Here is a 25398-nt window from a genome sequence, read left to right on the forward strand (position 1 = left end):
GCGTTCGGTAACACTTAATTATGAGTCAACGATCCCCTTTTAATTACTCGCTGGGTAACATTTAATTTGAGGCAATTCGCCTCCACCTTACCTGTTGCAAGTTTAAACCGAAATGTTTATCTTGTCGTTGTAAAGTCAATAGTTGAAGGTCTGGAACACTATGCCCCAAATTCGGAATTTCAGCATCATCGCCCATATCGATCACGGTAAATCCACCCTGGCCGACCGTCTCATTCAGCACGCCGGTCTGGTCTCGCTGAGGGATTTCCGCGATCAGATGCTGGACACCATGGACATCGAACGGGAACGGGGTATCACCATCAAGAGCCAGACCGTTACGCTCCCTTACACCAGCCGGAAGGGAGAAGAGTTTGAACTCAACCTTATTGATACGCCGGGACATGTGGATTTCTCCTATGAGGTGTCGCGGGCCTTGGCCTCCTGTGAAGGGGTGCTCCTTTTGGTAGATGCCTCCCAGGGCGTGGAGGCGCAGACCCTGGCCAATCTCTACGCGGCCATGGAGCACAACCTGGTTATCATTCCGGTGATCAACAAGATCGATCTCCCCTCCGCCGACGTAGAACGCACCAGGGAGCAGATAGAAAATGAGCTGGGACTGGATGCGGATAAGGCCGTTCTTTGTTCAGCCAAAGAGGGAATAGGGATTGAAGATGTGCTTGAGGCCATTGTGGAACAGATCCCGTCTCCTTCCGGGAGTAGAGAAAAGCCGCTTTCCGCGCTCATATTCGACGCCCATTACGATCCCTTCCGGGGCGCCGTTATCAACTGCCGGGTGTTTGACGGGGCAGTCCGGTCCGGTGACGTTATTCGTTTTATGTCCAATGGGGCCGCGTACAAGGTAGAAGAAGTGGGCATTTCCCGGATTGTCCAGGAACGGAGAAAGGAGCTTTCTGCCGGGTCGGTCGGGTATATCATCTCCGGGATAAAGACCGTAGGCGATACCCGGGTCGGGGACACCATCACCCTGGATGCCCATCCGGCCCCCCATCCGCTCCCTGGGTTCAAGGAGGCCAAGCCGGTCGTCTTTTCCTCCATATACCCGATCTCCTCTGATGATTATCCTTCCCTGGTGGATGCGCTGGCCAGGTATAAGCTGAACGACGCCGCCCTGGTGTATGAAAAGGACTCTTCCGCCGCCCTCGGCCAGGGATTTCGCTGTGGCTTTCTGGGCCTGCTCCACCTGGAAATCGTGCAGGAGCGCCTTGAGAGGGAATTTAGTCAGTCTATTATCATGACGGCGCCGAGCGTCCGATACCGGTTTACCCTGGCGGACGATTCCATAGTCACGGTCGATAACCCCCAATACTACCCTGATCCCACCCGGATCAAGACAGGGGAGGAACCCTTTATCAAGGCGGGCATCCTTATCCCGGAACGCTATGTCGGCGCGGTAATGCAATTATGTATGGAGCGCCGCGGCGTCAACTCGCGTTTTAGCTACCCAACGGCCGGGCGGGTGGAAATCACCTTCGATATGCCGCTCGCCGAGATCGTCTTTGACTTCTACGACAAACTGAAGACGATTACGCAGGGATACGGTTCGTTTGACTATGAAATGATCGACTACCGGGTGAGCGATCTGGTGAAACTCGATATCCTGGTGAACCACGAGAAGGTGGACGCCCTCTCCATGATCGTCCATCGCGAACGGGCCAGGGAAATGGGGGTGCGGGCCTGTGAACGGCTCAAGGAAGAGATTCCCCGGCATCAGTTCAAGATAGCCATCCAGGGCGCTGTCGGCGGTACGATCATCTCCCGTTCCACTATCTCCGCCTTCCGGAAGGATGTCACCGCCAAATGCTATGGAGGGGATATTACCCGGAAGAGAAAGCTCCTGGAAAAGCAGAAAGAAGGCAAAAAACGCATGAAGATGGTCGGCTCGGTTATGATCCCCCAGGGCGCCTTTGTGGCCGTATTAAAGAGCGAAAATGAATGATGAACATGCATAGCGAGCGAATACGATGCATTTTACCTTGCATACGGAGATTCCCCGTAGCTTGCTGCGGGAAGCTTCAATTCTTGCCGGCCTTTTCTCTTCGGTTATCCTCATACAGTTTCACATCTGTCCAAAATAAGATTTGAAGGCCACAGCACATGAATCAGCAACTTGGACAGCAATAATACGGTTTCTTAAAACCTCACCTTTTTGTAAAAGATCGTCTTCAATATCTCCGCGGAAATAACGTAAAACACAACGATTATGCCCATCAGCCAGAGGAATGAAGCTGGAAGCGGAGCGAGTCCGAAGACCTTCCCGGCCGGGGTAAATGGTAAGACAAGGGTAATACCGGCCACGAGCAACGTGGCCAGAAGAAGATGCCTTCCGGGCCTGCTTTTGAAAAAGGGCTTACGGCTCCGGACCACGAGCACAATCACCGCGGCCGAAATAACAGACTCCAGAAACCAGCCGGTTCTGAACTGATCCGTAGTGGCATGCAGGACGAACAGCAGTACCCCAAAGGTAAGGTAGTCAAATACCGAACTCAGAGAACCAAAAGTAATCATAAAATTGCGGATGAATTTGATATCCCATCGCCGGGGCTTATCCATCATCTCACTGTCCACGCTATCGGTAGCGATAGCCATTTCGGGGAAATCAGTCATTAGGTTCGTGAGCAGGATTTGTTTGGGCAGCAAGGGGAGAAAGGGCAGAAATAGTGATGCCCCGGCCATACTGAACATGTTGCCAAAGTTGGCGCTGGTGGCCATGAAGACGTACTTGAGGGTATTGGCAAATGTTTTTCTCCCTTCGCGGATACCCTGCGCCAGAACACCTAAGTTCTTTTCAAGGAGCACAATATCTGCCGTCTCTTTGGCCACGTCTGCGGCCGTATCCACGGAGATGCCGACATCCGCAGTATGGAGCGCTGAGGCATCATTGATCCCGTCTCCCATATAACCCACGACATTTCCGGCCTTCCTCAGGGCCAGGATGATGCGCTCTTTCTGATTGGGCTCGACTTCTGCAAAGACATGTACATCATTTACCCGGTTGAGAAGGGCCTCGTCGCTCATCTCACGGAGGTCCTGACCGGTAAGGATTTCTGAATTTGACAGGCCCACCTCTTTACTGATACTGGCCGCCACCAGTTGGTTGTCGCCGGTGACCATCTTAAGCGAAACGCCGAGCTGTTTCAGATGGCTGATGGTCTCAATAATTCCAGTTTTGGGCGGATCAAAGAGAGCCAGCAACCCTAAAAAGGTCATATCGGTTTCATGTTCCCTGGTGATAGTAACGCCAGGGCCTACATCGCGGTAAGCAATCCCCAGAACCCGGAATCCTTCGGCGCTAAGCCTCGCAAAGAGTTGCTGAATCCGCTCCCGCATATCTTCTAAATCTACGATCCCTTTGCCGGAAGTTTCCACCGACGAACATGCCGCGAGCACATTCTTGAATGCGCCCTTGGTAACCATCAGATGTACGCCGTCTTTGTCCACCAGGATGCTCAGGCGCTTACGGATGAAGTCATAAGGGACTTCATCCAGTTTCTGGTAACCGGATACGTCGAACCGGCGATAGGTGCGGATGGCCTCATCGATGGGGTTTACAAAGCCGGTCTGATGAATGGCGTTGAGATAGGCATAGAAGAGCGCCTTCTCGCTTTCATTGCCCTCGACATCAAGCGCAGAGCTTAATTTCACCACACCTTCCGTGAGGGTGCCGGTTTTATCGGAACAGAGGACATTCATGCTGCCAAAGTTTTCAATGGAGGCCAGGCGTTTTACAATCACCTTCTGGGAGGCCATGCGCCTGGCGCCGTGGGCGAGGTTGACGCTGATAATGGCCGGCAGAAGTTGCGGCGTCAGGCCGACCGCAAGGGCCAGGGAAAAAAGAAAGGAATCCAACACCGGCCGCGCCAGATAGACATTGATAGCAAAGATGGCGATCACCAGCACCAGCGTAATCTCTACAAGAAAATACCCGAACCGCCGGACGCCACGCTCGAATTCCGTCTCCGGCGGCCGTAGTTTCAGGCGTTCGGAAATTTTACCGAATTCAGTGGCCTGGCCGGTGTGCACAACCACTGCCTTCGCCGTGCCGCTCACCACATGGGTTCCCATGAAAAGTGTATTGGTCGCCGGGCCGGCCGGCGTATCCGATGGTAATGGACCGGCGATTTTTTCCACCGGATAGGTTTCACCGGTCAGAGTGGCCTCATCTACAAAAAGATCCCTGGATTCAAGGATAATACCGTCTCCCGGGATAATATCGCCGGCTGTGAGGAGAAGAATATCACCGGGCACGATCCCATCAACCGGAATCTCTTTCTCCCGGCTATCCCGAAGCACCCTTGTTTTTATCTTGACAATAGCCAGCAAGTTCTCCACCGCGTGGGCTGCCCCCCGTTCCTGCCAGAATCCAAGGAAAGCGCTTATAACGATGATCGTCAGGATAATGAAGGCATCTGTGGGATCACGCAGAAATATCGACAATCCGGCGGCAAAAAGAAGGATGAGGGTGATCGGACTCTTGAACTGGGCCAGGAGGAGTGAGAGTTCCTTTATTCTCTTTTGTGGACGCAGGAGGTTCGGTCCGTAGGTCTGGAGACGCTGCCGGGCCTCGTCGTTCGTCAGGCCGTGCGGCGTGGTTTGTAATTGCCCGAAAAGCTCGGCAACAGGCATGCTCGAAAATGGTTTCAATTCTTGATCCGGGATAGCATGATAGGCGGTTACATTTTATGACTGAAGTATATCAGAGACGGCCGGAAAAGTTAAACGAAAACAAGAGGCCGCCCCTGTGGCTTCTTTTCCGTAGAATATCTTTGGAATTTGGTTAATAATACGATTAAAAGGTTACCGGAGATAAGGGTCGGATGATTGAAGTTTTGTGATATGCAATGTGAATATGCGTCCTGGCCTAAAGATGAGGCCGTGGATGGGGCTAGTTCATGCCGTACTTTTCAGGCTATTTATTGTGAAAAGAAGGGGCGGCTTGTCCATAAAAATCTTCCCTGCCCTGAGAAAATCCAGCGAAGCAAGCCCGGTGAACATGCATAGCGAGCGCATACGATGCATTTTACCTTGCATACGGAGATTCCCCGTCCGCTATCGGCGGACTGCGGGGAGCTTCAATTCGTAAAAAAGCCATTTTACCGCTGAGTACGCAGAGCCCGCAGAGAAAACTTCTTTTTCGTTATTGGTTATTAGTTGTTTGTTACTTGAATACCTTCATTCCTTACCTCGGCGTTCTCGGCGACCTCTGCGGTAAAAAGGTACTCAGCCAACGCCTCCGGCCAGGGTCTGAGAGACTGACCGGTTACAGAGATATAACGGCTATTATCGAGTGCAGAGAACTGAGGCCGCTTCGCCGGGCGACTTAGCCCGGCAGTTTTTATGTCCGCAATGGAGACATCCTTTTTGCCGGCAATTTTCAATATCTCTCCGGCAAATTCATACCAGGAACAGATGCCGCTATTGGTTACATGGATGATGCCGGTTATTTTTTTTTGCACCAGCCTGGCGATAGCCCCGGCCAAGTCAGAGGTATAAGTAGGAGACCCGAACTGGTCATCCACCACGGTAAGCGCCTTCTTTTCTTTTGCCAGGCGAAGGATAGTATCCACAAAATTAGGACCGTTCCGGCCATAGAGCCAGGAGGTGCGAATAACCAGGGATCCTTCGATTTTCAAGGCGTATTCTTCGCCTTTTAATTTTGACCAGCCATAGACGTTGATGGGGTTAGGTGTGTCTTCCTCCCGGTAAGGCGTGCCTTTGGCGCCGTCGAAGACATAGTCGGTGCTGATCTGGACAAGGCGGCTCTTGACTGCCTGGCAGGCCCCGGCAATATGCCTTACTGCCTCGCCATTGACCAAAAACGCCTTATCCGGCCGGCTTTCGCAGTCATCTACCTTAGTAAATGCCGCGCAGTTTATGACCACATCAGGTTTTATAGCGGTAATATCTGCCCGGCAGGCCACGGGGTCGGTTATATCCCAGTCATTACGAGTGCGCGGTAGTACATGGTGAGCATCGGCCAAAACTCTGACGACATCGGTACCAAGCATACCGGCCGCTCCCAGGACCATGATTCTCACGGCTTCTTGCCTTCTGCCAGCCTCTGACCGTACATTTTCCGGTAATACTGTCTGTACCTGCCGCTTTTGACCCGGCGCCACCATTTTTCATTTCGCCGGTACCAGTCTATGGTGAGTTCCAGGCCCTTTTCAAAGGTGACCGCAGGGCTCCACTTGAGCTGGCGTTTGATTTTTTTTATGTCCATGGCATAGCGCCGGTCATGTCCGGGCCGGTCATCAACAAAGGTGATCAGGGACTCGGATTTTTTAAGTAAACGGAGGATAGTCTTTACCACATCAATATTTTTTCGTTCCGACTCACCGCCGATATTGTAGGTCTCGCCTACTATCCCTCTATGGAGGACGGTATCCAGGGCTGCGCAGTGATCGGTTACGTGTATCCAGTCCCTCACGTTCAGTCCGTCGCCATAGACCGGCAGCGGTTTGTCTTCCAGGGCATTGGTGATCATAAGGGGGATGAGTTTTTCCGGGAACTGGTAAGGGCCGTAGTTATTTGAGCAGCGGGTGATTATGGCCGGAAGGCCGTGGGTTTTAGCGGTTGCCCGCACCAGGAGGTCAGATGCAGCCTTGGAGGCGGCATAAGGGCTATTGGGGGCAAGCGGGGTGGTTTCCGTAAAGCGGTCCTTATCGCCGAGGCTTCCATAGACCTCATCCGTGGAGACATGGATAAACCGGTCGATTTTTGCCTGCCGGCAGGCATCCAGGAGCACCTGTGTGCCGGCTACGTTGGTCTGTATGAAGGGCTGGGCATTGGTTATAGAACGGTCAACGTGGCTTTCAGCCGCAAAGTGTACAATCCGGTCTACCCCGCGGAGGGCTTTTTTGACGGCCTTTACGTCCTCGATGCGGCCATGGATGAATTTATAGCGAGGGTTGGTTTCAAACTCCCTTAGGTTTTCCGGATTACCCGCATAGGTCAGGGCGTCCAGGTTAATGATGCGATAATCATAACGCTCAAGGAGGTAATGAACAAAATTACTTGCGATAAATCCGCAGCCACCGGTTATTAGTATATGCATAGTATTTACTCGTCCATTTTGAAAGGGGATAAAGCGCTCGCCTCGTGGCGTATCTCGTCCACTTTTTGTGTACGCCCCGGACCGGCATAAAGCCGATTAGGGAAGTTCAATACCTGTCCATCTGCATTTCCAATATTTTTATATCCGTGCACTACGCCGGGAGGGACAATGACTATTTTTGGATTATCTTCACCGGCGAAGATGATCTGTTTAACGTTAACCGTGGGAGATTCCTTACGATTATCCCAGAGGACGACCTTAAAATCGCCCGGCCCAAGAAAACAGAAATAGTCTGTCTGTTCGACATGTTCATGCGGACCGCGCGCAACGCCGGGCAGGGTAATTGAGACATAGGCCATGGCTGGACGAATCACTGGGGGTACTTCGTCGTGGCGAAAACACTCCACCAGCCAGCCGCGCTCATCTACATGCCTTTTAATATCCTTTACTGTGACCCCTTCGATGATTCCGTTCTTAAAACCTGTCATCTTCCACCCGCTCATAGCTCTTAGCTCTTAGCTCTTAGCTCTTAGCTCATGGTTCATGGCTCATAGCTTTCCTGCTTTCTGGCTCTCTGGCTTTCTTGCCTTCTGAAGCTCATACCTCCACCAGTGACTGGTCACCCACCATGAGGCGCAGGGCCTTGTGCCGGGTCTGATTTTTGATAATTTTTGCCTCCCGGCCCAGGATACTGTCTTCCAGGCGCGGGACACCTTCAACAATGACATGGGAAAGAATAACGGAATGCTCGATAACCGAATTGGTGATACGGGTTCCTTCGCCTATACTCGTATAAGGACCGATGAAGGAATCGACAATCTCGACCCCCGGTCCTATTATGACCGGCCCGCGTATGACGCTGTTTATTACCCTGGCCGTGGCATCGACGTGGACGCGACCTGAGACTTCGCTCTTCTCATCGACAAAACCGTCGATCTGGCGTTTAACGTAGTCATCGAGTACGGTCGTATTCGCGGCCAGAAAATCGTCTTTTTTGCCGGTGTCGAGCCACCAGCAGTCAAGGACCTCTCCTTCCACCCGCGCGCCCATGTGGATGAGCTCCTGTATGGCATCGGTTATCTCCAACTCACCGCGCCAGGAAGGCTGGATACGAGCGATAGCCTCGTGTATGCGCGGGGAAAAGAGATAGACGCCCACCAGGGCCAGGTCGGAGGGAGGGTTTTTGGGTTTTTCAATGAGTTTTTTAATGCGTCCCTTACCGTTGAGCACGGCCACGCCGAAGGCCTTTGGGTTAGGGACCTTTTTCAGGAACAGGAGGGCATCGGATGCCGTCTTACGAAACTTGTCCAGGGCCTCTTTTATGCCTTTACCGAGGAGGTTATCACCCAGATACATGACAAAAGACGAGTCCTTAAGGAATTTTTGCGCTGTTTTTACGGCATGGGCAAGACCCAGAGGTTCTTTTTGGAGAATATAGGTAATCTTCACAGCCCATTTTTCTCCATGGCCCAGATAGGCCTTTACCTCTGCCTGGGTTTCGGGGGCCACGATAACCCCGACATCTCTTATGCCGGCCTCCTTAATATGTTCAAAGACATAGCCCAGTATGGGTTTATTAGCCACGGGCACAAGCTGCTTGGCCATGGTGTGTGTAAGCGGCCGCAGCCTGGTTCCCTTACCGCCGGAAAGCACCAATGCCTTTATGTTTCCCATGATCTCCTCAGCTAGCTTACATTTAGGAGCTAAATAGTGTCTATCCGGAAACCCAAAAATTCCTGATGAGCGGTCAGCAGTCAGCTATCAGCGTTCAGCTTAATGTGTTGCTTATCTTAGTTTTTTGCTGATCCGCCTGAGGCGGAATCGCTGAAAGCATGAAGTCCTCCCCAGCGAATCTGCCTATGGCACGACCGGAAACAGTAGTTTCCGGATGAAAACTAAATAATCTCACGGTCTGAGATTATACATTAATTTAAATAAAAAAATAACCTCATTTTTTAAAATCGGCACTTAGGAGTTTTCAGTAAAGGGCAATTACATTGCCATAGAGGATGATTTATGCTAGTTTTCCTCCATGATCGAGAGACCGGAAAAAAAGGTTTTAACCGTTTCTGCCTTAACACAGTCAATTAAGTTCCTGGTCGAGGCAAATTTCCCCTTTGTATGGGTAGAAGGTGAAATATCCAATCTGCGAGAAATCTCGTCCGGCACTACGTATTTCACCTTAAAAGATGAAACCGCCCAGATAAGGGCGGTGCTCTTCAAGATCAACAGGCGCTATCTCCGTTTTCAACCGGAAGATGGGATGTATGTGGTCTGCCAGGGACGCGTTAGCGTTTATGAGGCGCGCGGGGAGTATCAGCTAATCATTGACCACATAGAGCCAAGAGGGGTCGGCGCCTTGCAGCAGGCCTTTCTTCAGCTCAAGGAACGGCTGGAAAAGGAAGGCCTTTTTGCCGCAGAGCGGAAAAAGAAACTGCCGCTACTTCCTGACCGTATAGCCGTCATAAGCTCGCTTACCGGCGCGGCCCTCTATGACTTCCTGCGCACGGCCTGCGCCCGTTTCGCCAATGTGAATATCCTCATTTATCCCGCCCGCGTGCAGGGTGAAGGGGCGGCGAAGGAGATGGCTGAGGCTATTTTGGGCCTTAATAGGTTGAAGGGTATAGATGTCATAGTACTGACTCGCGGCGGCGGGTCGTTTGAGGATCTATGGGCCTTTAATGAGGATATCCTGGCCAGGGCCATTTCTGCCTCGAAAATTCCGGTAGTCTCTGCCGTGGGACATGAGATCGACTTTACCATAGCCGATTTCGTGGCCGATGTCCGGGCGGCTACCCCTACGGCTGCGGCCGAACTTGTCGTCCCCAGAAAGGATGATTTAAGTTATAAGATCGACATGCTGCAGCTCCGGCTTACCAGGGCGGCGGGGAGAGAACATGCCCTTTTTAAAGAAAAGCTGGCCCATTTTATAACGAGACTGGCCAGGGTAAGGGGCCGCATTCAGGACGGCCGCCTGAAGGTAGATACCTTTTACCTGGAGATGAGGCATAATCTTTTAAGTCAGATACAAGGCCTGCGCCGCTTGCTTGACAGCTATTCCCTTCGCCTTGGGGAGCGCCATCCACGTGAACAGATACGGACGGCCCGGTTTAGAGTGGATGTCTTAAGAAGAGAATTAGAGGTAAAAACAGGGCAACATCTGGCACAACAGGGCGCCTCTCTTCGGGAACTCGCGGCTCGTCTGGAAGGCGCTAACCCTATGGCCATCCTTGGCCGGGGTTACAGCATAACCGAATTATGGCCGGATGGAAAAATCCTGCGCGATACAAAAGACGTAGCCATTAATTCCCAGGTCAGGGTGAGGCTTTCTAAAGGGAAGTTGTTCTGCCGGGTGGAAAAGGTTACGGAATGAAGGCGCTTATTTTTGACGGTTTCGTAAGAAGTCAAAATTACCAGGTCGCCAAGGTTGGCGTAGGGGCAGGGCTTGCCCTGCCCAATAAGGGCGCAGCAAGCAGCGCCCCTACGTTGCTGGTTATGTGCTCAGCGGTGAAAAGGCTTTTTTACGAATTAATCATTTTTGTTTTCTGTTGTTTTATGGCGATTGGTTTTTCGGGGACGGTTTCTTATGCCGATGAAAGTCCCGCCTGGACTCTCCATCCGGCTAAACTGGCCATAGGGCAGGCAGGTCTCTTTTCTATTAGCGAAATACCTGCTACCCGAATGACCGCCACCTTTCTTAATCGTCCGGTTTATTTTCATGCCAGTTCGGGAAGGCTGGCGGCCTTACTACCGGTGGACATATCCACAGCGCCGGGGAAATATCCGCTCACCATCGAGTATCAGCACATCCACCACGGCACAAAGAAGGTGATAACCATCCAGGTGGAGGTGCACCCCTATGAGTTTCCCGTAGAGGAACTTACTTTGCCTGAAAAGATGGTCACGTTTCCAGCGGAAATACTTAAGCGCATACAGGATGAAAGGAAGGCCGTAGATGCGGTTTTTGAAAAAACCAGTGCGTCTCTGCTCTGGAACGGAGGTTTTATTAAACCCGTGGAGGGCGATATGGTCGGTTTATTCGGCAGCAGGCGCATCTTAAACGGCGAGGAGCGTAGTCGCCATCTGGGTGTTGATATCCGGGGAAAAGAGGGGACGCCGATCCGTTGTGCGAATAGTGGACGTGTAGCCCTGGCCGGTGATTTTTATCTCATGGGTAGTACGGTTATTTTGGATCATGGCCAGGGGGTGTTTACTATATACTGCCACCTCTCAAAAACGGCGGTGAAAGAAGGGCAGCAGGTGGCCAAAGGGGAGTTGGTTGGTGAAGTAGGGGCTACAGGAAGGGCTACGGGGCCGCATCTGCACTGGGGCGCGGTTATTTGTGGCACAAGGGTGGACCCGCTATCCCTCATCGAGGTGACGGCTATGGTTGCAGAAAAAGAGAAACAACCCACAGAGCACACTGAGGAAAGAGAGAATTTTTAAGAGACAAGAAGAAAATGAGAGCATAGTTTTAAAGACCAGGTCTCTGAGCGCTTAGTTAACCTCTGTGCTCTCCAGGACAGTTCCGGAGATATGTGGGGGAACCACGAAATAGGATATTAAGAGATCACAGAGGGAAGTAATAAAATATGTTCTAATTTATCGATATTTTTATTTTCTCTGTGGCCTCTGTGGTTGATTTTTTGACAATACTTGAAATTTTTTAAGGGGATCCCATGGGCAAAGAGAATTTTGAAGAGGCCATGCAGAAGTTGGAAGAGATCGTCCGGGCGCTGGAGGCCGGCGATCTATCTCTCGAAGAATCGTTGAAAAAATTTGAAGAAGGGGTTAAGCTTTCACAGTTTTGTCTCCGTAAACTTGATGAAGCAGAGAAGAAGATTGAACTTCTGGTAAAAGGTGAAGGCGGTAAGTTATTGACCAAGCCCTTTGATCCGGAAGGGAATGTGTAAGTGGATTTAAAGACCTATATTGCTGAGCGCAGGGCGTTGGTTGACCAGGCCCTGGACAGGTGCCTGCCGAAGGAAGAAGGTCCGGCCGGGGAGGTTATGCGGGCTATGCGCTACAGCGTCTTTGCCGGTGGCAAACGGGTGCGGCCAATCCTGTGCCTGGCCGCCTGCGAGGCCATGGGCGGAGATATAGAACAGGCGTTACCTGTGGCCTGTGCCCTGGAATGTATTCATACCTATTCGCTCATTCACGATGACCTGCCGGCTATGGATGATGACGACTATCGCCGCGGGGCGCCAACCTGCCACAAGGTCTTTGGAGAGGCTATGGCCATACTGGCCGGTGACGGCCTTCTTACTTTTGCCTTTCAATTATTGTCCGGTGTCTCACATAATGCGGGGAGGCGTAAGTCCAATCCCCTCGAGGTCACCCAGGTGATAGCCCGTGCCGCCGGGGTGCACGGTATGGTGGGCGGCCAGGTGGTGGATATGGCCTCCGAAGGCAAAGACGCGGATGCCGGGACCGTCCGGTACATTCATACGCATAAGACCGCAGCCCTTATCGCCGGTTCGATTCGGGCCGGGGCCTTGATAGCGGGCGGCCGCCGGAATAAGATAAAGGCGCTGGGGCGTTATGGAGAGGCCATGGGACTGGCTTTTCAGGTAGTCGATGATATTCTGGATATCGAGGGTGATCCAAAAGAGATGGGTAAGGCTACGGGTAGTGATATAAGAAAAAAGAAGGCTACCTATCCATCTGTTTATGGGCTTGAGGAATCCAGGGGCATAGCCAGTAGGCTCGTTGAAGAGGCCATAGATAGCCTGCGTGGGTTTGGGGCCGAGGCCGAGCCCCTTCGGGCCATAGCCCACTATATTTTAGATAGAAAAAAGTGATGATTTCGTAAAAAGTCAAAGTTTGATGAACTCGTAAAAGGTCCAAAATATCACGCAAAGCCCAAAAAAGAATAAAATTTGGAACTCAGAAACTCATGAAAAAATCTTTTACTCCTGATTTCTTGATTTCCAGATTTTCATTTTTCTTTGCGGTCTTTGCGCCTTTGCGTGAGAAATTGACTTTTTACGAAGCCGTCAAAGGTAGGTGGGAGAGATGGCGGTAGCACGGGGGATGGATTTAAAGCAAGGTGTCTCTCAAGAGCGGGTAAAAACACTTTCCGCTAAAGGCAGGCCGATCGACAATGAAAAGGAGGCGGAAGTGATTCTATCTCCGATACTCCCTCGCATTAACAGCCCGGCAGACATGAAGTCCCTCAACGAGAATCAACTAATCCTTCTGGCCCAGGAGATAAGGGAAGAGATAATCCGAACGGTCTCCAAGAATGGCGGCCACCTGGCCTCAAGTCTTGGGACTGTGGAACTGGCCGTCGCCTTGCATTATGTCTTTGACACCCCGCGCGATAAGATCATCTGGGATGTGGGCCATCAGGCCTATGCCCACAAGCTCCTCACCGGCCGCCGGGACCGGTTTAATACACTACGCCAGGATGGAGGGATCAGCGGGTTTCTCAAGCGGGCCGAAAGCGTTTATGATACATTTGATGCCGGTCATAGCAGTACCTCCATTTCGGCGGCGTTAGGCATTACGGCGGCTAAATGCTTCAAAGGAGAAAAGGCCAGGGTTATTGCCGTCATCGGTGATGGGTCTATGACCGCCGGGCTGGCCTTCGAAGGATTGAATCAGACCGGCCACCTGGATAAGAACCTGATAGTTATCCTGAATGATAATGAGATGTCTATATCCAAAAATGTCGGGGCCCTCTCTGCGTATCTCAGCCGTAAACTTACCGGACGCACCGTGGTACGGTTTAAAAAAGACGTGGAGCGGAGGCTGAAATCACTGTCCGGGGTGGGAGAGAACATAATCCATGTCCTTAAGAAGGTAGAGGACTCGTTCAAGGGCTTTTTCACGCCGGGGATGCTCTTTGAGGCCCTGAGGTTTGAATACATCGGCCCCATTTCCGGTCATGATTTTGGAGAACTCATTCCGATCTTACGCAACCTGGAACATCTTGAGGGGCCGGTGCTGGTGCATGTATTGACGAAAAAAGGCAAAGGGTACAAACCGGCTGAGGAGAGACCGGACCTTTACCATGGCGTGGGACCTTTTGATATTGAGACCGGGGAAATTCAAGTCAACCGCAACTGTCCTATGAGTTACACCAAGGTCTTTGGAAATACGCTCATAAGACTGGCGTCTGAAGATAAAAAAATTGTGGCTATTACCGCGGCCATGCCGGAGGGCACCGGGCTGAATGATTTCTCCGAGAAATTTCCTGAGAGATTTTTTGACGTGGGTATCGCCGAACAGCATGCCGTGACTTTTGCGGCCGGATTGGCTTCTGAGGGCCTGTCGCCGGTTGTGGCTATCTATTCTACTTTTCTGCAAAGGGCCTATGACCAGATAGCCCATGACGTTTGCCTTTCCAGGTTGCCGGTAACTTTTGCCCTGGACCGGGGTGGGATTGTAGGCGAAGATGGGCCTACTCATCATGGGCTCTTCGACTTTGCTTACCTGCGGCACTTGCCTAATATGGTAGTTATGGCCCCTAAGGATGAGAATGAACTCCAGCATATGCTTTATACCGCCGTTAAACATCCGGGTCCAGCCGCCGTGCGTTACCCGAGGGGGGCCGGTGAGGGCATCCCCTTGGATCAGCGCCTGAACATCATACCGATCGGCAAGGCCGAAGTCTTGCGGGAAGGCGACGATCTTTTGATACTGGCCATCGGGGTCACGGTAAATATGGCTGTTCAAGCCGCAAAGTTACTGGCAGAATCAGGGATTAGCGCCACTGTGGTCAACTCCCGGTTTGTAAAGCCACTGGACGAGGAACTTATCATCTCAAAGGCTCAGCGAAGCAAGGCCGTGCTGACCGTAGAAGAACACGTCCTGGACGGTGGCTTCGGCAGCGCCATCCTGGAACTATTTGAACGCCGCAATATCTTGGATAAGCCCTTAAAACGGATAGGTGTTCCGGATCGTTTTGTGGAGCATGGCAGTCAAAAGAAGCTTCGCGAGAGATATGGCTTGACTGCTGAATCCATAGCTGAGGCCGCGTTATCCCTGCTGAAGGGCTAATGCGCAGTAACCGTTCACCGTTGACCGTTCCCGAAAAAGACGGTTTTCACGTTTTTGAGGGACAAGATAACGGTTAACGGAAAATACGATCACCATCGACTGTTCACCGAAAAAACGCTTTTCGGGTCGCATAGACTCGACTCTTATAATTTTTTACGGACAACGGTGAACTGATAACGGTGAACGGATACAATGCGCAGGCTAAAGCCTGCGGCTACAGAGCTGATGGCTGAACGCCTGTCAAAACATCTCCATAAACAGAGGCTGGATAAGATACTTGTGGATCAAGGTCTGGTTTCGAGCCGGGAGCGGGCCCGGGCTCTGATAATGGCGGGATCGGTTCTGATCAATGGAGTCCCGGTAACCAAGGCCGGGGCTATGGTGCCGGTGGATGCTTCTATCTTATTGAAAGAGCCTGACATACCTTATGTCAGCCGGGGCGGTCTGAAGTTAGAGGAGGCCATAAAGGCCTTTGATTTAGATGTCCAGGGCAAGGTGGCCGTTGACGTGGGGGCCTCGACAGGCGGTTTTACGGACTGCCTCCTGAAGCATGGGGCTTGCCGTGTTTATGCCATAGACGTGGGATATGGCCAACTCGACTGGAAGCTCAGACAGGACGAGCGCGTCGTCTCTCTGGAGCGAAAAAATATTCGTTACTTGGGGCCGGAAGACATAGGCGAAAAAGCGGACATAGCGGTCATAGATGTATCCTTTATCTCTCTGTCGAAGGTTATCCCGGTAGTCGTCACCCTGCTGAAAGAGCAGGCGGAGATAGTAGCGCTGGTCAAACCTCAGTTTGAGGTCGGAAAAGGACAGGTGGGTAAGGGGGGCATAGTCCGTGACCCGGCGCTTCAGGCGCAGGCAACTGAAAAAATACAGACAGTTGCGGGAGACATCGGCTTGATCTCCATAGGTCTTATTGAGTCGCCCATCCTGGGCGCCAAAGGCAATAGAGAATTTCTCCTGTATTTGAAGAAGGGATATGAGAGATAAAGACAGACTCATATTTCCCCTGGATTTTCCTTCCTGGAAAGAGGCTTCGACATATGTACGTCTTCTTGCCGGTACAGTTGGTGTATTTAAGATCGGGCTGGAGTTGTTTATCGCGGAAGGCCCTTCTATCCTGAAGAAAATCAAAGAAGAGACAGAGGCCGGAATCTTTCTCGACCTGAAACTCCACGACATACCGGAGACGGTAAAAAGGGCCTTATCCGTTATCTCCGGATACGGCGTTGACTTTGTGACCATTCACTGTGATGCGGGCAGACGTCTGGCCGGGGCCATATCCATAGCTACGGGCGCCGGGACAAAGGTGCTCGGGGTTACCCTTCTGACCAGTATAGGAAGAGATGATCTAGCTGTCCAGGGTTTGTCCGGGGAGTTTATCGATGATGTTTCCCGCCTTGTGGTGCAGAGGGCCATGTCAGCCGGAGAAGCGGGATGCAGCGGCGTCATATCTTCCGGTCAGGAAGTTAAGGCTATAAGAGAACGGTTAGGAAGGGATTTTCTCATCGTTACTCCCGGCATACGGCCGGCCTGGAGTGTTACATCCGATGATGACCAGAGAAGGATTGTCACTCCCCGTGAGGCTATCCTTAACGGCGCCGATTATATAGTAGTGGGAAGACCTATCCGAACCGCTAAAGATCCTATAGAAGCTGCCCGCCGTATAATTGAAGAGATGGATCAAGTCTGCTGATATTTCGCCCTCCAACTTATAAAAATTCCCCTTTACTAAAGTTTTTAAAAGATAGTGACGATGTTTCCCGTAGACTGCCTTTAGAATTTAAATCTTAATACAGGGGGAGGGGTCTTATGGGCATGCTTGAGGTTGATGCGCCGGGCAAGGTTGTAGTTGGAGGTGTCGCAGATACCATAAAGATTCCAAATATTACGGCCGGAGTCGGTCTTCTCTTTTTTGACCAGGCAAAAAAGGTGGGGACAGGGAGCGTTATTGTCCTTCCACCCGTTGTCCAGAAAATTATGAAAGATATGCTGGGCAAGATGGAGGAAAAAGGGGCTACTGCTGGAGGTATTTCTGCCAAGCTGGCCGGGGGTGCCGATTTTCTTCAATCGGCAATGGGTAGCCGTATCAGCCAGAGCGTAATGGATGCCTGTGGTCAGATGGGCATTAAGGTCTCAGGTAAAGATTTGGGCGGGAAGGAGAAAAGGACACTTATAACCGTCTTAGCCAGTGGAGAGACGAAGGTCGTCTCAGTATCCGGAGAAAAGAAGATATAGGGGAGGGTTATAATAATGGAGGAAAGCAGAATTGATAAGATAGTGAGACGGGTAGATGATCTCCCTCCTCTTCCCACCACCTTCATGAAAATCGTGGAGCTGTCCCGAAAACCCAATGCATCTATGAAAGATCTGGTGGATGTAATATCCCTGGACCAGGCGATGGTCATGCGTATTTTAAGGGTATGCAACTCGCCTTTTTATGGTTTAAGGAGTGAAATTACCTCCGTAGCACATGGTGCGTCATATCTGGGTTTTTCAGCCATCCAGGGTATTGCCGCTGCCCAGGCGACAAGTGGTATCCTGAATAAAAAAGTTGATGGTTACCAGTTAGACGGTGGGGAACTCTACAAACATTCCGTTGCTACGGCCTTGGGGGCCAGAATTATCGCTGAAAAAAGGTATCGTGCCTTAAAAGATACTGCCTTTACAGGCGGCCTCTTGCACGATGTGGGTAAGTTGATCCTTGCTCAATTTGTATCGGAAGAGTTCGAAAAAATAATAGAAGCCGTAGAAAAAGAACAGATTTCCTTTAATGAGGCCGAGCAGAAGGTCCTGGGGTTTGACCATACCGAGCTGGGTGAAAAGATTGCCGCCAAATGGAAATTAGCCGATAACCTGCGCATAGCTATCCGTTACCACCATAATCCATCTCTATGTAAAAATGACGGGCAGATTGCCCACATTGTGCACGTGGCTGATGCCATTTCTATGATGCTGGGGATCGGGGCCGGGACGGACGGGCTTAACTATGTTTTTCATAAGGAATCGCTGGATGTTTGCGGGTTGGATGAGAAAGGAATGGAAGAGGTAACAGAAAAATTGCTCTCTGAAATTGAGGATGCGTTGCGCTCATTTAGCGGCTGATGTGGGAGGCATTATGCCGGATGAGGGACAAAGCCATATTTCTTATAGATATTACGGGCGAGGTCTGATTTTATAAAGTCGAGAAATTTTGCGGCATTTGAAGGATTAGGGGCGTTTTTTAGCACAGTTATAAAGTAATCTATTTTATCTCGCTGATCCAGGTCTTGGCCTGGCTCAATACACTCGAACATTAAGCCTTCCCGGCGTGCATTTATATATTCGGTTGCCCATACCGGCCCCACATCCACCGTCCGCTTTTTCAGGCGTAAGGGGGTTTCCCGGTGATGGACAATCGTGAAGATAGTAGTGCCTTCCGCCCGTTTTTCCTCCATGATCCTTTTAACCAGGTTCTCGCCGCCTGCCTCCCGGTACATCCCGATGATGTGAAAGGCAATATCCTCGGTTTCCGGGTTAGGCTGGGAGATCCTGACCTCATCTCTGCCCAGGTCATGGACAGAGGCAATTCGGGCCGGATTACCTTCGGGAACCATAAGTACTATCCGGTTGTGTAAGTAGAGAAAATATTTTTCTTTTTCGATAAGGTCTGCCTCTTCTAAAGAGTGCATAGCACTTTCATTGACGGAGGCATAGATGTCGGGTATAACATCGATTACTCTATCCTGGAATATAGCCCCGCCCGCCAGTATCTGTTTTAGTTCCATACCGGGCGGCAGGGTCTCATAAAATATCGTTTTTATCTCCGGGTATTGTTGCTGAAAGGCGGCCAGGAGTTCCGGCATGACCATAAACTGATTCCCGGCCACAAAGAGTACCAGATCAGCGCCATGCAGGTTTTCCATGTGGTGCAAATCTCCGTCCATATTGGAAGGGATTACCGGCAGGCTGCTTTTGGTCTTCGGGCTGTTCATGGAATCAGACCCGGTCGCACCGGATCATGGCGATCCGCTCCAGTAAATCTTCATCCAGTTCGCCAAGCAGTTCTTTAACTGTGTATTTACGGCCGCAAACCTTACAGCGCAGGGTTACATCCTTTCAAGTCCTGACGATGGAGAGCCGGCCGCCGCATGTCTTACAGGGCATTTCTTATCCTGGTATTAGGTCTGAGATTTAAGGTAACAATATAGGCCCTTATAGCTAAGTCAACTGCGCATAAAAGTCAACAGCCAAGATTGACCAATTCGTAAAAAAGCCTTTTCACCGCTGAGTACGCAGAGTCCGCAGAGATAAACTTTTGCCACCAAGGCACCAAGACACAAAGGGATACTCTTAGTGGCTTGGTGTCTTAGTGGCTGAATAGTTGCAAATTCCTTTAATCGGCGTTCTCGGCGGCCTTTGCGGTAAAAGCGCTTATTCCCCTTGACAAGACCTGCTGGATGTCTTAAATAGATTATGAAAATGAATTTCATTTTCATTTTTAAGGGAAGGCTTGCAGGTGCTGCTGGTTCGATTCTAAAAAGCAGGGGAGGGCGTTTCCACGAAAGCTGTTAATAAAAAGCAGGGTATCCTTAGAGGATATATCGCCCAGAAGAAGCTCAAGTCTTCACGTCAGCGGGATGAGATAGCCCGGATTTTTTTCAGTATGAAGGGCCATGTAAACTTAGATGAGCTTTACCGGCATGCGGCCCGCTTCAATTCCCGGATAGGTTATACCACCGTCTATCGAACCCTAAAACTGCTGACAGAGTGCGGGATGGCGATTGAGAGGAAGTTTGCCGACGGACAGACCCGTTATGAGAATGTTGATCAGGGGGAGCATCATGACCATCTGATATGTCTCTCCTGCGGAAAGATACTTGAATTCACGGATAACCGCATCGAAAAGATGCAGGAGGAGATAGCGGCGCGCCATCATTTCGCTATCAAAGATCACAGATTAGAGATATACGGTGCATGTGCGGATTGCTTGAAAAAAGAGAAAAATCCCCCCCAACCCCCCTTTACTAAAGGGGGGAGTATGTTCAGACCCCTTTTGGGAAAAGACGGGAACCCATCCATTCCCCTTTTGAAAAAAGGGGAGCACCATCATATTCCCCCTTTGGAAAAGGGGGATACAGGGGGATTTTCAGATGAGAAAGCGGGGAAAAAATAGGGGCATGGAGAGTAAGGATATTAACCGGAAGTCAACAAAGAAAATAATACTGGTCGGCAACCCGAACGTCGGTAAAAGCGTTGTCTTCAACTACCTGACCGGTAAATACGTCGTGGTTTCAAACTATCCGGGGACGACCGTAGAGGTTTCACATGGTACGACTAAATGGAGGGGTAAAAATATCACTGTGCTGGATACGCCGGGCGTAAACAGCCTGCTGCCCACCTCTGAAGATGAGATAGTTACGCGCAATATCCTGTTGAACGAAAAGGATGCCCTGATTGTCCAGGTGGCTGATGCCAAGAACCTGCGGCGCAGCCTCCTTATATCCAGCCAATTGTCTGAAATGGGGTTGCCTTTTCTTCTTGTGCTTAATATGGAGGATGAGGCCCGCGAACGCGGCATCAAAATAAATTATCAGGAGCTTTATTCGCTGACCGACGCCAGGGTCATTTCCACCGTAGCTACCCAGAAAAAGAATCTGGAAAAGATAACGGAAGAGCTTGGTGATCTGAGAGAGGCCACATTGAACATAAGTTACCCTCCGGCCCTGGAAGAGGCCATCTCTCAGATAGCGGAGTTCCTGCCGGAAGAGAATATAAGCCCCCGTTCCATCGCTATCATGCTCCTTTCCGGGGATAAAAGCCTTAAACGATGGTTGCATGCACGCCTGCCGGAATCCAGAATCAACGAGATCGAGGCGATCCGAAGATCATGCCAGGCCGGATTCGATCAGCCCATAAGCTATCTGATTAACCAGGTCCGCCTGGAAAAGGTGGATGAAATTGTGCGCCTGGTGACCATGATTAAGCCTATCAAACGAAAGCGGCTCTCCACCCGCATTGGCGAACTATCCGTACATCCGTTTTGGGGCGTGGTTATTCTGATAGGCGTGGTTTATTTACTATATCAGGTAATCGGCGTTTTTGGGGCCGGCGTGGCCGTTGACTTTATGGAAAAGACGGTTTTCGGAGAGTATATCAACCCGTTTTTCATGAGATGGACCGGGCGACTGGTGCCGATGGCCTGGCTGAGGGACCTGCTGGTCGGCCAGTATGGCCTTCTGACCATGGCTATGACCTATGCCTTTGCCCTGATCCTGCCCATTATTACCTTTTTTTTCATAGCCTTCGGCCTGATGGAGGATTCCGGCTATCTGCCCCGGCTGGCGGTCATGAGCAATAAGATATTTCGGTTAATCGGTCTTAATGGTAAGGCCATTCTGCCTATGATTCTGGGGCTGGGGTGTGCCACTATGGCTACGCTTACGACCCGCATCCTGGAAAGCAAGCGGGACAGGATTATCGTTACCCTGCTCCTGGCCCTGGGCGTCCCCTGTTCGGCGCAGATGGCCGTTATTTTCGGCATGCTCTCCGGATTTTCTCCCATGATGGTTGTGCTCTGGGCCGGGGTCGTAGGTCTTGTCCTGGCGGTGGTCGGCTACCTGGCGGCCCGCTATCTGCCGGGCGAATCTTCAGATTTTGTCCTGGAGCTCCCGCCCATCCGACTTCCCAGGATCGGGAATATCCTCATTAAGACCCTGTCCCGCATAGAGTGGTACCTTAAAGAGGCCGTACCCCTCTTTGCCCTGAGCACATTCATACTTTTTATAATGGATAAGACCGGGATATTGATAAATATCGAAAAGGGTGCCTCACCGCTTATTAAAGGCGTACTAGGACTTCCGGTAGAGACCACTCAGGCCTTTCTCATCGGTTTTTTGCGTCGTGACTATGGTGCGGCCGGTCTTCTGGCCCTGGCGCGGGCGCATACGCTGAGCGCCGAGCAGATCCTGGTGGCATTGGTAACTATGACCTTGTTCGTCCCGTGTCTGGCGAATTTCCTGGTCATTGTCAAAGAAAGGGGCTGGAAAATTGGTGCGGCCATCAGCGGCTTTATCCTGACTGTGGCTTTTACTGTGGGGGGGCTGCTGAATTTAATTTTAAAAATCACTGGTTTTAAAATATAATTTTAAGCGTTCAGCAATCAGCTATCAGCGGTCAGCGATTAATAAATTAAGATTCAAAATCCAAAACAATACCGAAAAGCTAACGGCTGAATGCTGATAGCTGACCATTGTACGCTACCCGCTATACGCTAATCGCTATACGGAGGAGGTGCCTATGCAATTTAACTGGGGAAAGAGAAAACCACATTGTCATATCCGGGGGCCGTTTTGTCACAGGGAGGCAGAAACCCGTGACCGGGCCATCGATGAACTGCTGGAATTTATCTGGAACCTGCGCGAAAATGGGGTCTCAGACGTGGCTGATCTCCAGCGCGAGGCATCGGACCCCGAGGCCAGGAATATACTCTCCTACATGGAGCAGGAAGGACTTTTTGCCAGGGAAGGGGATAAGGTCTATCTAAGAGAAAAAGGAGAGGAAAAGGCCCGTGAGATTATAAGGAGGCACCGCCTGACCGAGCGGCTGCTTATGGAGATCTTTGAACTTTCGGAGGAGGAGGCAGAAAAAGAGGCCTGTAAATTGGAGCATATTTTGAGCCCGGAGGTCACAGACAGTGTCTGCACTTTCCTTGGCCATCCCCCGGTCTGTCCGCACGGCAAACCTATTCCGCCGGGAAAATGCTGCACAGCCCCTGAAAAGAGTGTAAAGCCCCTGGTTATGCCCCTTAATGACCTTGATCCGGGCGCCGAAGGGCGTATTGTCTTCATCTCTACCAACTTCCCGGCCAGACTGGATAAGTTGAGCGCCCTGGGTGTGGCGCCGGGAAGTATAATCAAGGTGAGGCAGAAGAAGCCTTCCCCTATTATACAGGTGGGTGAGACTACGGTGGCGGTCGATCCGGAGATCATACATGATATTTATGTAAAGGCGGTGTGAGTATAGCGAGTAGCGTTTAGCGATTAGCGGGTAGCCGCAGGTCACGCCAAAGGCGGATCTGCAGTCAGCAAGTCAGCCATGAGATATTTAGTCTTTTGTATCAGGTTAGCTGTTTGAAAGAGTATTCTTAAATCCCTCCCAACCTCCCTTTGCCAAAGGGAGGAGAAACGCTTCCCCCTTTGGAAAAGGGGGATACAGGGGGATTTTGCGAATTCATGTAGTTAAATGCCGTTATATAGCCTTTGGTTGTTTGTGCTGAAAGCTGAAAGCTGAAGGCTGAAGGCTGAAGGCTGATAGCTGAGATTATGGAAAAAGAAATCGAGCGGCTGAAGAAAGAGATTGCCCGCCTAAAGGATAAAATTCTCCACCTGGAGCATCGTCTGGCCCGCCAGGATGTGACCGTGGTCTCTATCCTCCGGCAAAAAGGGTTTAACCTGATCCAGTATAATCCGGATAGAGGCTTATTATTATCCCCTGAGGCGGATGCCAGGGTAGAGGGATATTTTTATCGCCTGATGGGGCGTTACTCCTTCCGGCTTTTTTTGCGTGATCTCATAGCGCATCAGAAGCACTTTACTTTAAAAGACCTGACCCGGTATTGTTCACCACGCACCGCTGCCGACTACCTACGTTTTCTTGAGGAGATAGGACTCATTACCAGGCTGGATCGAGGCGGCTATGCCCTGGACATAAAATCGGTATCAAGTATAGGCCCCACCCTCGAATGGTTTGTGGCCCAGGTATTCATCCGGGAATTTGAGGCCCCGGCTATCTACGGTGTAAAGTTCAGAGAGACCCCCCATGGTGGGGATTATGATGTTATTGCCGGTCTGGATAACCGCATGGCCTATGGAGAAGTAAAATCCTCTCCGCCGAAGGGCGTGGAGGCCGCGGACGTTCGGGCCTTTTATCAACGCCTGGAGGATTTATCCCCGCATCTGGCTTTCTTTCTGGTGGATACCGAGCTTCGTATGAAAGATAAGATTGTCCCCCTTTTTGAGGAGGAAATAAGCCGTCTTTACGGGGTGGAAGGCAGAAAACAGAGGCCGGTAGTGCGGCTCAAGGAAGAACTTTTTCACATAAACCACAACCTTTTTATAGTAAACAGCAAAAAGGGCTTGGCCACCAACCTTAAGACCTGCCTCCGTCATTATCAGCGACAGAAGTTTTCGTTTTAACCGGTGTTCATCCGGAAACTACTGTTTCCGGATTCACGCTTTCAGCGATCAGCGATTAGCTGTCAGCAAAAAACTAAGACAAACAACACATTAAGCTGAACGCTGATAGCTGAGTGCTGAGAGCTCATCCAGAACTTTTGGGTTTCTGGATGAAAATAACTTGTTTAAAAGATAGATTTTTTTCTTTGCGTTCTTTGCGGTGAGCAGGAGAATTTCGATGTGAAAAACTTTACACACATAGTGGAAGTATTTTTCCATTCAGATGACATTCCTTTTCTCTTTCTTATCCTGCTGTCAATTTCCCGTATAAGATAATTATATAATATATCACATTATTTTTTAAATCAAAACCTATTAATCAATTAGTGGTACAGATATTGCTTGTGGTAATGTACGAGGACAGAAATGAATATTCGTTCAATCACCACATCCATAGCAATAGCCTTACTGATCCTGGGGCTGGCCGGCCCTGTTCAGGCCGTGCCCAATCTCCAGATATATATCCCCGGGGCTACATACGACCCGGTAACGGAGACATGGACTATATATTCTTATGACTACGACCTTTGGGTCGTTGGGGCAAACTTGAATATTTACGATATAAAGTTTGCCGCAGCGGTTCCTATTAATGAAAACGGCACGATTGATGTTACCTGGCTTAAGGGGCAGTTGATTGATGATTATGGGAATATTGTGAAAGAGCCGAATTTTTTTGAAACGCTGGATGAAGGGGTCGCTGATCCCTATATTTCTTTTTGCGATTATGGGACGCCGGTCATGGGTGATGGCGACACATTACCTCCCCACGGTGTATTTCCCACCTCGTATTATGAATATGTTATCGGTGATTTTGGCACGGGCGAGACGGTCCAGAATTACATCCCTGGTGATGAATGGGGTGACCTTGCCGAGGGGGAGACGAAAAAGTTTCATATTTCAGCGGATGGATATACCTGGGTCGATATAGTGGCGTACGACCATTATATCCAGGCCAACCATAAAACCCACTGCATCTTTAGTCCATTTTCCCACGACGGCGGCGGCAGCGGTGTCCCTGAACCGGCAACCATGCTTCTGGTAGGAACCGGCCTGATTAGCTTGGGCTGTGTAGCCAGGAGAAAGTTTAAGAAATAGCGA

Annotated in this window: 21 protein-coding genes; 15 read left to right on the top strand and 6 right to left on the bottom strand. The window is 50.7% G+C overall.

The window, feature by feature from the left end; genetic code table 11:
- Window positions 1-160: 160 nt before the first annotated feature.
- The gene (lepA, locus tag RDU59_11540) at window positions 161-1957 is read left to right on the top strand and encodes a translation elongation factor 4 (protein ID MDQ7839108.1); all 1797 of its coding nucleotides are present in this window, start codon (window positions 161-163) and stop codon (window positions 1955-1957) included.
- A 194-nt stretch (window positions 1958-2151) separates the two neighbouring features.
- On the opposite strand, the gene mgtA is transcribed toward lepA, so the two are convergent.
- The 5 genes from mgtA to RDU59_11565 form a co-directional block, all read right to left on the bottom strand.
- Window positions 2152-4644 carry a magnesium-translocating P-type ATPase gene (gene mgtA / locus RDU59_11545; protein MDQ7839109.1) on the bottom strand — a complete coding sequence of 831 codons (2493 nt, stop codon included), beginning with the start codon at window positions 4642-4644 and terminating at the stop codon, window positions 2152-2154.
- Window positions 4645-5165: 521 nt separating this feature from the next.
- Complete coding sequence (rfbD, locus tag RDU59_11550; protein MDQ7839110.1) at window positions 5166-6047, bottom strand: dTDP-4-dehydrorhamnose reductase; 882 nt, start codon at window positions 6045-6047, stop codon at window positions 5166-5168.
- Window positions 6048-6052: 5 nt separating this feature from the next.
- Entirely contained in the window at window positions 6053-7075 is a 1023-nt protein-coding gene (gene rfbB / locus RDU59_11555; protein MDQ7839111.1) for a dTDP-glucose 4,6-dehydratase, read from the bottom strand.
- Between the two features lie 5 nt (window positions 7076-7080).
- A complete protein-coding gene (locus RDU59_11560) occupies window positions 7081-7563 on the bottom strand; it encodes a dTDP-4-dehydrorhamnose 3,5-epimerase family protein (protein ID MDQ7839112.1) in 483 nt (160 codons plus the stop codon).
- A 109-nt stretch (window positions 7564-7672) separates the two neighbouring features.
- Window positions 7673-8749: a glucose-1-phosphate thymidylyltransferase gene (locus RDU59_11565; protein ID MDQ7839113.1), complete on the bottom strand. Its 1077-nt coding sequence runs from the start codon at window positions 8747-8749 to the stop codon at window positions 7673-7675.
- Window positions 8750-9107: 358 nt separating this feature from the next.
- Here RDU59_11565 and xseA point away from each other — a divergent pair, with 358 nt between their 5' ends.
- From xseA to RDU59_11610, 9 genes are all read left to right on the top strand, one after another.
- Window positions 9108-10448 (top strand): exodeoxyribonuclease VII large subunit, encoded by a 1341-nt coding sequence (gene xseA / locus RDU59_11570; GenBank protein ID MDQ7839114.1) that lies wholly within the window; start codon window positions 9108-9110, stop codon window positions 10446-10448.
- Window positions 10445-11521, top strand: a complete 1077-nt coding sequence (locus tag RDU59_11575; protein ID MDQ7839115.1) for a M23 family metallopeptidase — start codon at window positions 10445-10447, stop codon at window positions 11519-11521. Before xseA ends, RDU59_11575 begins: the two co-directional genes overlap by 4 nt.
- A gap of 233 nt (window positions 11522-11754) precedes the next feature.
- Window positions 11755-11988, top strand: a complete 234-nt coding sequence (locus tag RDU59_11580) for an exodeoxyribonuclease VII small subunit (GenBank protein MDQ7839116.1) — start codon at window positions 11755-11757, stop codon at window positions 11986-11988.
- On the top strand, window positions 11989-12879 hold the full coding sequence (locus RDU59_11585; protein MDQ7839117.1) for a polyprenyl synthetase family protein: 891 nt from the start codon (window positions 11989-11991) through the stop codon (window positions 12877-12879).
- 214 nt (window positions 12880-13093) lie between these two features.
- Window positions 13094-15082, top strand: coding sequence for a 1-deoxy-D-xylulose-5-phosphate synthase (gene dxs, locus RDU59_11590; protein ID MDQ7839118.1), 1989 nt, complete (start codon window positions 13094-13096; stop codon window positions 15080-15082).
- Between the two features lie 192 nt (window positions 15083-15274).
- Window positions 15275-16075, top strand: coding sequence for a TlyA family RNA methyltransferase (locus tag RDU59_11595; protein MDQ7839119.1), 801 nt, complete (start codon window positions 15275-15277; stop codon window positions 16073-16075).
- Complete coding sequence (gene pyrF / locus RDU59_11600; protein MDQ7839120.1) at window positions 16065-16781, top strand: orotidine-5'-phosphate decarboxylase; 717 nt, start codon at window positions 16065-16067, stop codon at window positions 16779-16781. Before RDU59_11595 ends, pyrF begins: the two co-directional genes overlap by 11 nt.
- 116 nt (window positions 16782-16897) lie before the next feature.
- Entirely contained in the window at window positions 16898-17323 is a 426-nt protein-coding gene (locus RDU59_11605) for a hypothetical protein (protein ID MDQ7839121.1), read from the top strand.
- A gap of 15 nt (window positions 17324-17338) precedes the next feature.
- Window positions 17339-18190, top strand: coding sequence for an HDOD domain-containing protein (locus RDU59_11610; GenBank protein ID MDQ7839122.1), 852 nt, complete (start codon window positions 17339-17341; stop codon window positions 18188-18190).
- Window positions 18191-18201: 11 nt separating this feature from the next.
- Here RDU59_11610 and RDU59_11615 read toward each other — a convergent pair whose 3' ends face one another.
- Window positions 18202-19059, bottom strand: coding sequence for a substrate-binding domain-containing protein (locus RDU59_11615; protein ID MDQ7839123.1), 858 nt, complete (start codon window positions 19057-19059; stop codon window positions 18202-18204).
- 608 nt (window positions 19060-19667) lie between these two features.
- Between RDU59_11615 and RDU59_11620 the strand changes: the two genes are divergently transcribed.
- The 5 genes from RDU59_11620 (at window position 19668) to RDU59_11640 (ending at window position 25395) form a co-directional block, all read left to right on the top strand.
- Window positions 19668-20240 carry a transcriptional repressor gene (locus tag RDU59_11620; GenBank protein MDQ7839124.1) on the top strand — a complete coding sequence of 191 codons (573 nt, stop codon included), beginning with the start codon at window positions 19668-19670 and terminating at the stop codon, window positions 20238-20240.
- Window positions 20218-22209, top strand: a complete 1992-nt coding sequence (gene feoB, locus RDU59_11625; protein ID MDQ7839125.1) for a ferrous iron transport protein B — start codon at window positions 20218-20220, stop codon at window positions 22207-22209. The genes RDU59_11620 and feoB overlap by 23 nt, the downstream gene beginning before the upstream one ends.
- A 154-nt stretch (window positions 22210-22363) precedes the next feature.
- Entirely contained in the window at window positions 22364-23083 is a 720-nt protein-coding gene (locus RDU59_11630; GenBank protein ID MDQ7839126.1) for a metal-dependent transcriptional regulator, read from the top strand.
- 305 nt (window positions 23084-23388) lie between these two features.
- The gene (locus RDU59_11635) at window positions 23389-24261 is read left to right on the top strand and encodes a hypothetical protein (protein MDQ7839127.1); all 873 of its coding nucleotides are present in this window, start codon (window positions 23389-23391) and stop codon (window positions 24259-24261) included.
- Window positions 24262-24666: 405 nt separating this feature from the next.
- Window positions 24667-25395 (top strand): choice-of-anchor N protein, encoded by a 729-nt coding sequence (locus tag RDU59_11640; protein ID MDQ7839128.1) that lies wholly within the window; start codon window positions 24667-24669, stop codon window positions 25393-25395.
- Window positions 25396-25398: the final 3 nt, after the last annotated feature.

This window comes from Thermodesulfobacteriota bacterium, assembly GCA_031082315.1.
In the GTDB taxonomy this organism is placed as follows: Bacteria; Desulfobacterota; QYQD01; order QYQD01; family QYQD01; genus QYQD01.

Coding starts and splice junctions, on each gene's coding strand:
- lepA (MDQ7839108.1), top strand. CDS start 161: ATGCCCCAAATTCGGAATTTCAGCATCATCGCCCATATCGATCACGGT.
- mgtA (MDQ7839109.1), bottom strand. CDS start 4,644: ATGCCTGTTGCCGAGCTTTTCGGGCAATTACAAACCACGCCGCACGGC.
- rfbD (MDQ7839110.1), bottom strand. CDS start 6,047: ATGGTCCTGGGAGCGGCCGGTATGCTTGGTACCGATGTCGTCAGAGTT.
- rfbB (MDQ7839111.1), bottom strand. CDS start 7,075: ATGCATATACTAATAACCGGTGGCTGCGGATTTATCGCAAGTAATTTT.
- RDU59_11560 (MDQ7839112.1), bottom strand. CDS start 7,563: ATGACAGGTTTTAAGAACGGAATCATCGAAGGGGTCACAGTAAAGGAT.
- RDU59_11565 (MDQ7839113.1), bottom strand. CDS start 8,749: ATGGGAAACATAAAGGCATTGGTGCTTTCCGGCGGTAAGGGAACCAGG.
- xseA (MDQ7839114.1), top strand. CDS start 9,108: ATGATCGAGAGACCGGAAAAAAAGGTTTTAACCGTTTCTGCCTTAACA.
- RDU59_11575 (MDQ7839115.1), top strand. CDS start 10,445: ATGAAGGCGCTTATTTTTGACGGTTTCGTAAGAAGTCAAAATTACCAG.
- RDU59_11580 (MDQ7839116.1), top strand. CDS start 11,755: ATGGGCAAAGAGAATTTTGAAGAGGCCATGCAGAAGTTGGAAGAGATC.
- dxs (MDQ7839118.1), top strand. CDS start 13,094: ATGGCGGTAGCACGGGGGATGGATTTAAAGCAAGGTGTCTCTCAAGAG.
- RDU59_11595 (MDQ7839119.1), top strand. CDS start 15,275: ATGCGCAGGCTAAAGCCTGCGGCTACAGAGCTGATGGCTGAACGCCTG.
- pyrF (MDQ7839120.1), top strand. CDS start 16,065: ATGAGAGATAAAGACAGACTCATATTTCCCCTGGATTTTCCTTCCTGG.
- RDU59_11605 (MDQ7839121.1), top strand. CDS start 16,898: ATGGGCATGCTTGAGGTTGATGCGCCGGGCAAGGTTGTAGTTGGAGGT.
- RDU59_11610 (MDQ7839122.1), top strand. CDS start 17,339: ATGGAGGAAAGCAGAATTGATAAGATAGTGAGACGGGTAGATGATCTC.
- RDU59_11615 (MDQ7839123.1), bottom strand. CDS start 19,059: ATGAACAGCCCGAAGACCAAAAGCAGCCTGCCGGTAATCCCTTCCAAT.
- feoB (MDQ7839125.1), top strand. CDS start 20,218: ATGAGAAAGCGGGGAAAAAATAGGGGCATGGAGAGTAAGGATATTAAC.
- RDU59_11630 (MDQ7839126.1), top strand. CDS start 22,364: ATGCAATTTAACTGGGGAAAGAGAAAACCACATTGTCATATCCGGGGG.
- RDU59_11635 (MDQ7839127.1), top strand. CDS start 23,389: ATGGAAAAAGAAATCGAGCGGCTGAAGAAAGAGATTGCCCGCCTAAAG.
- RDU59_11640 (MDQ7839128.1), top strand. CDS start 24,667: ATGAATATTCGTTCAATCACCACATCCATAGCAATAGCCTTACTGATC.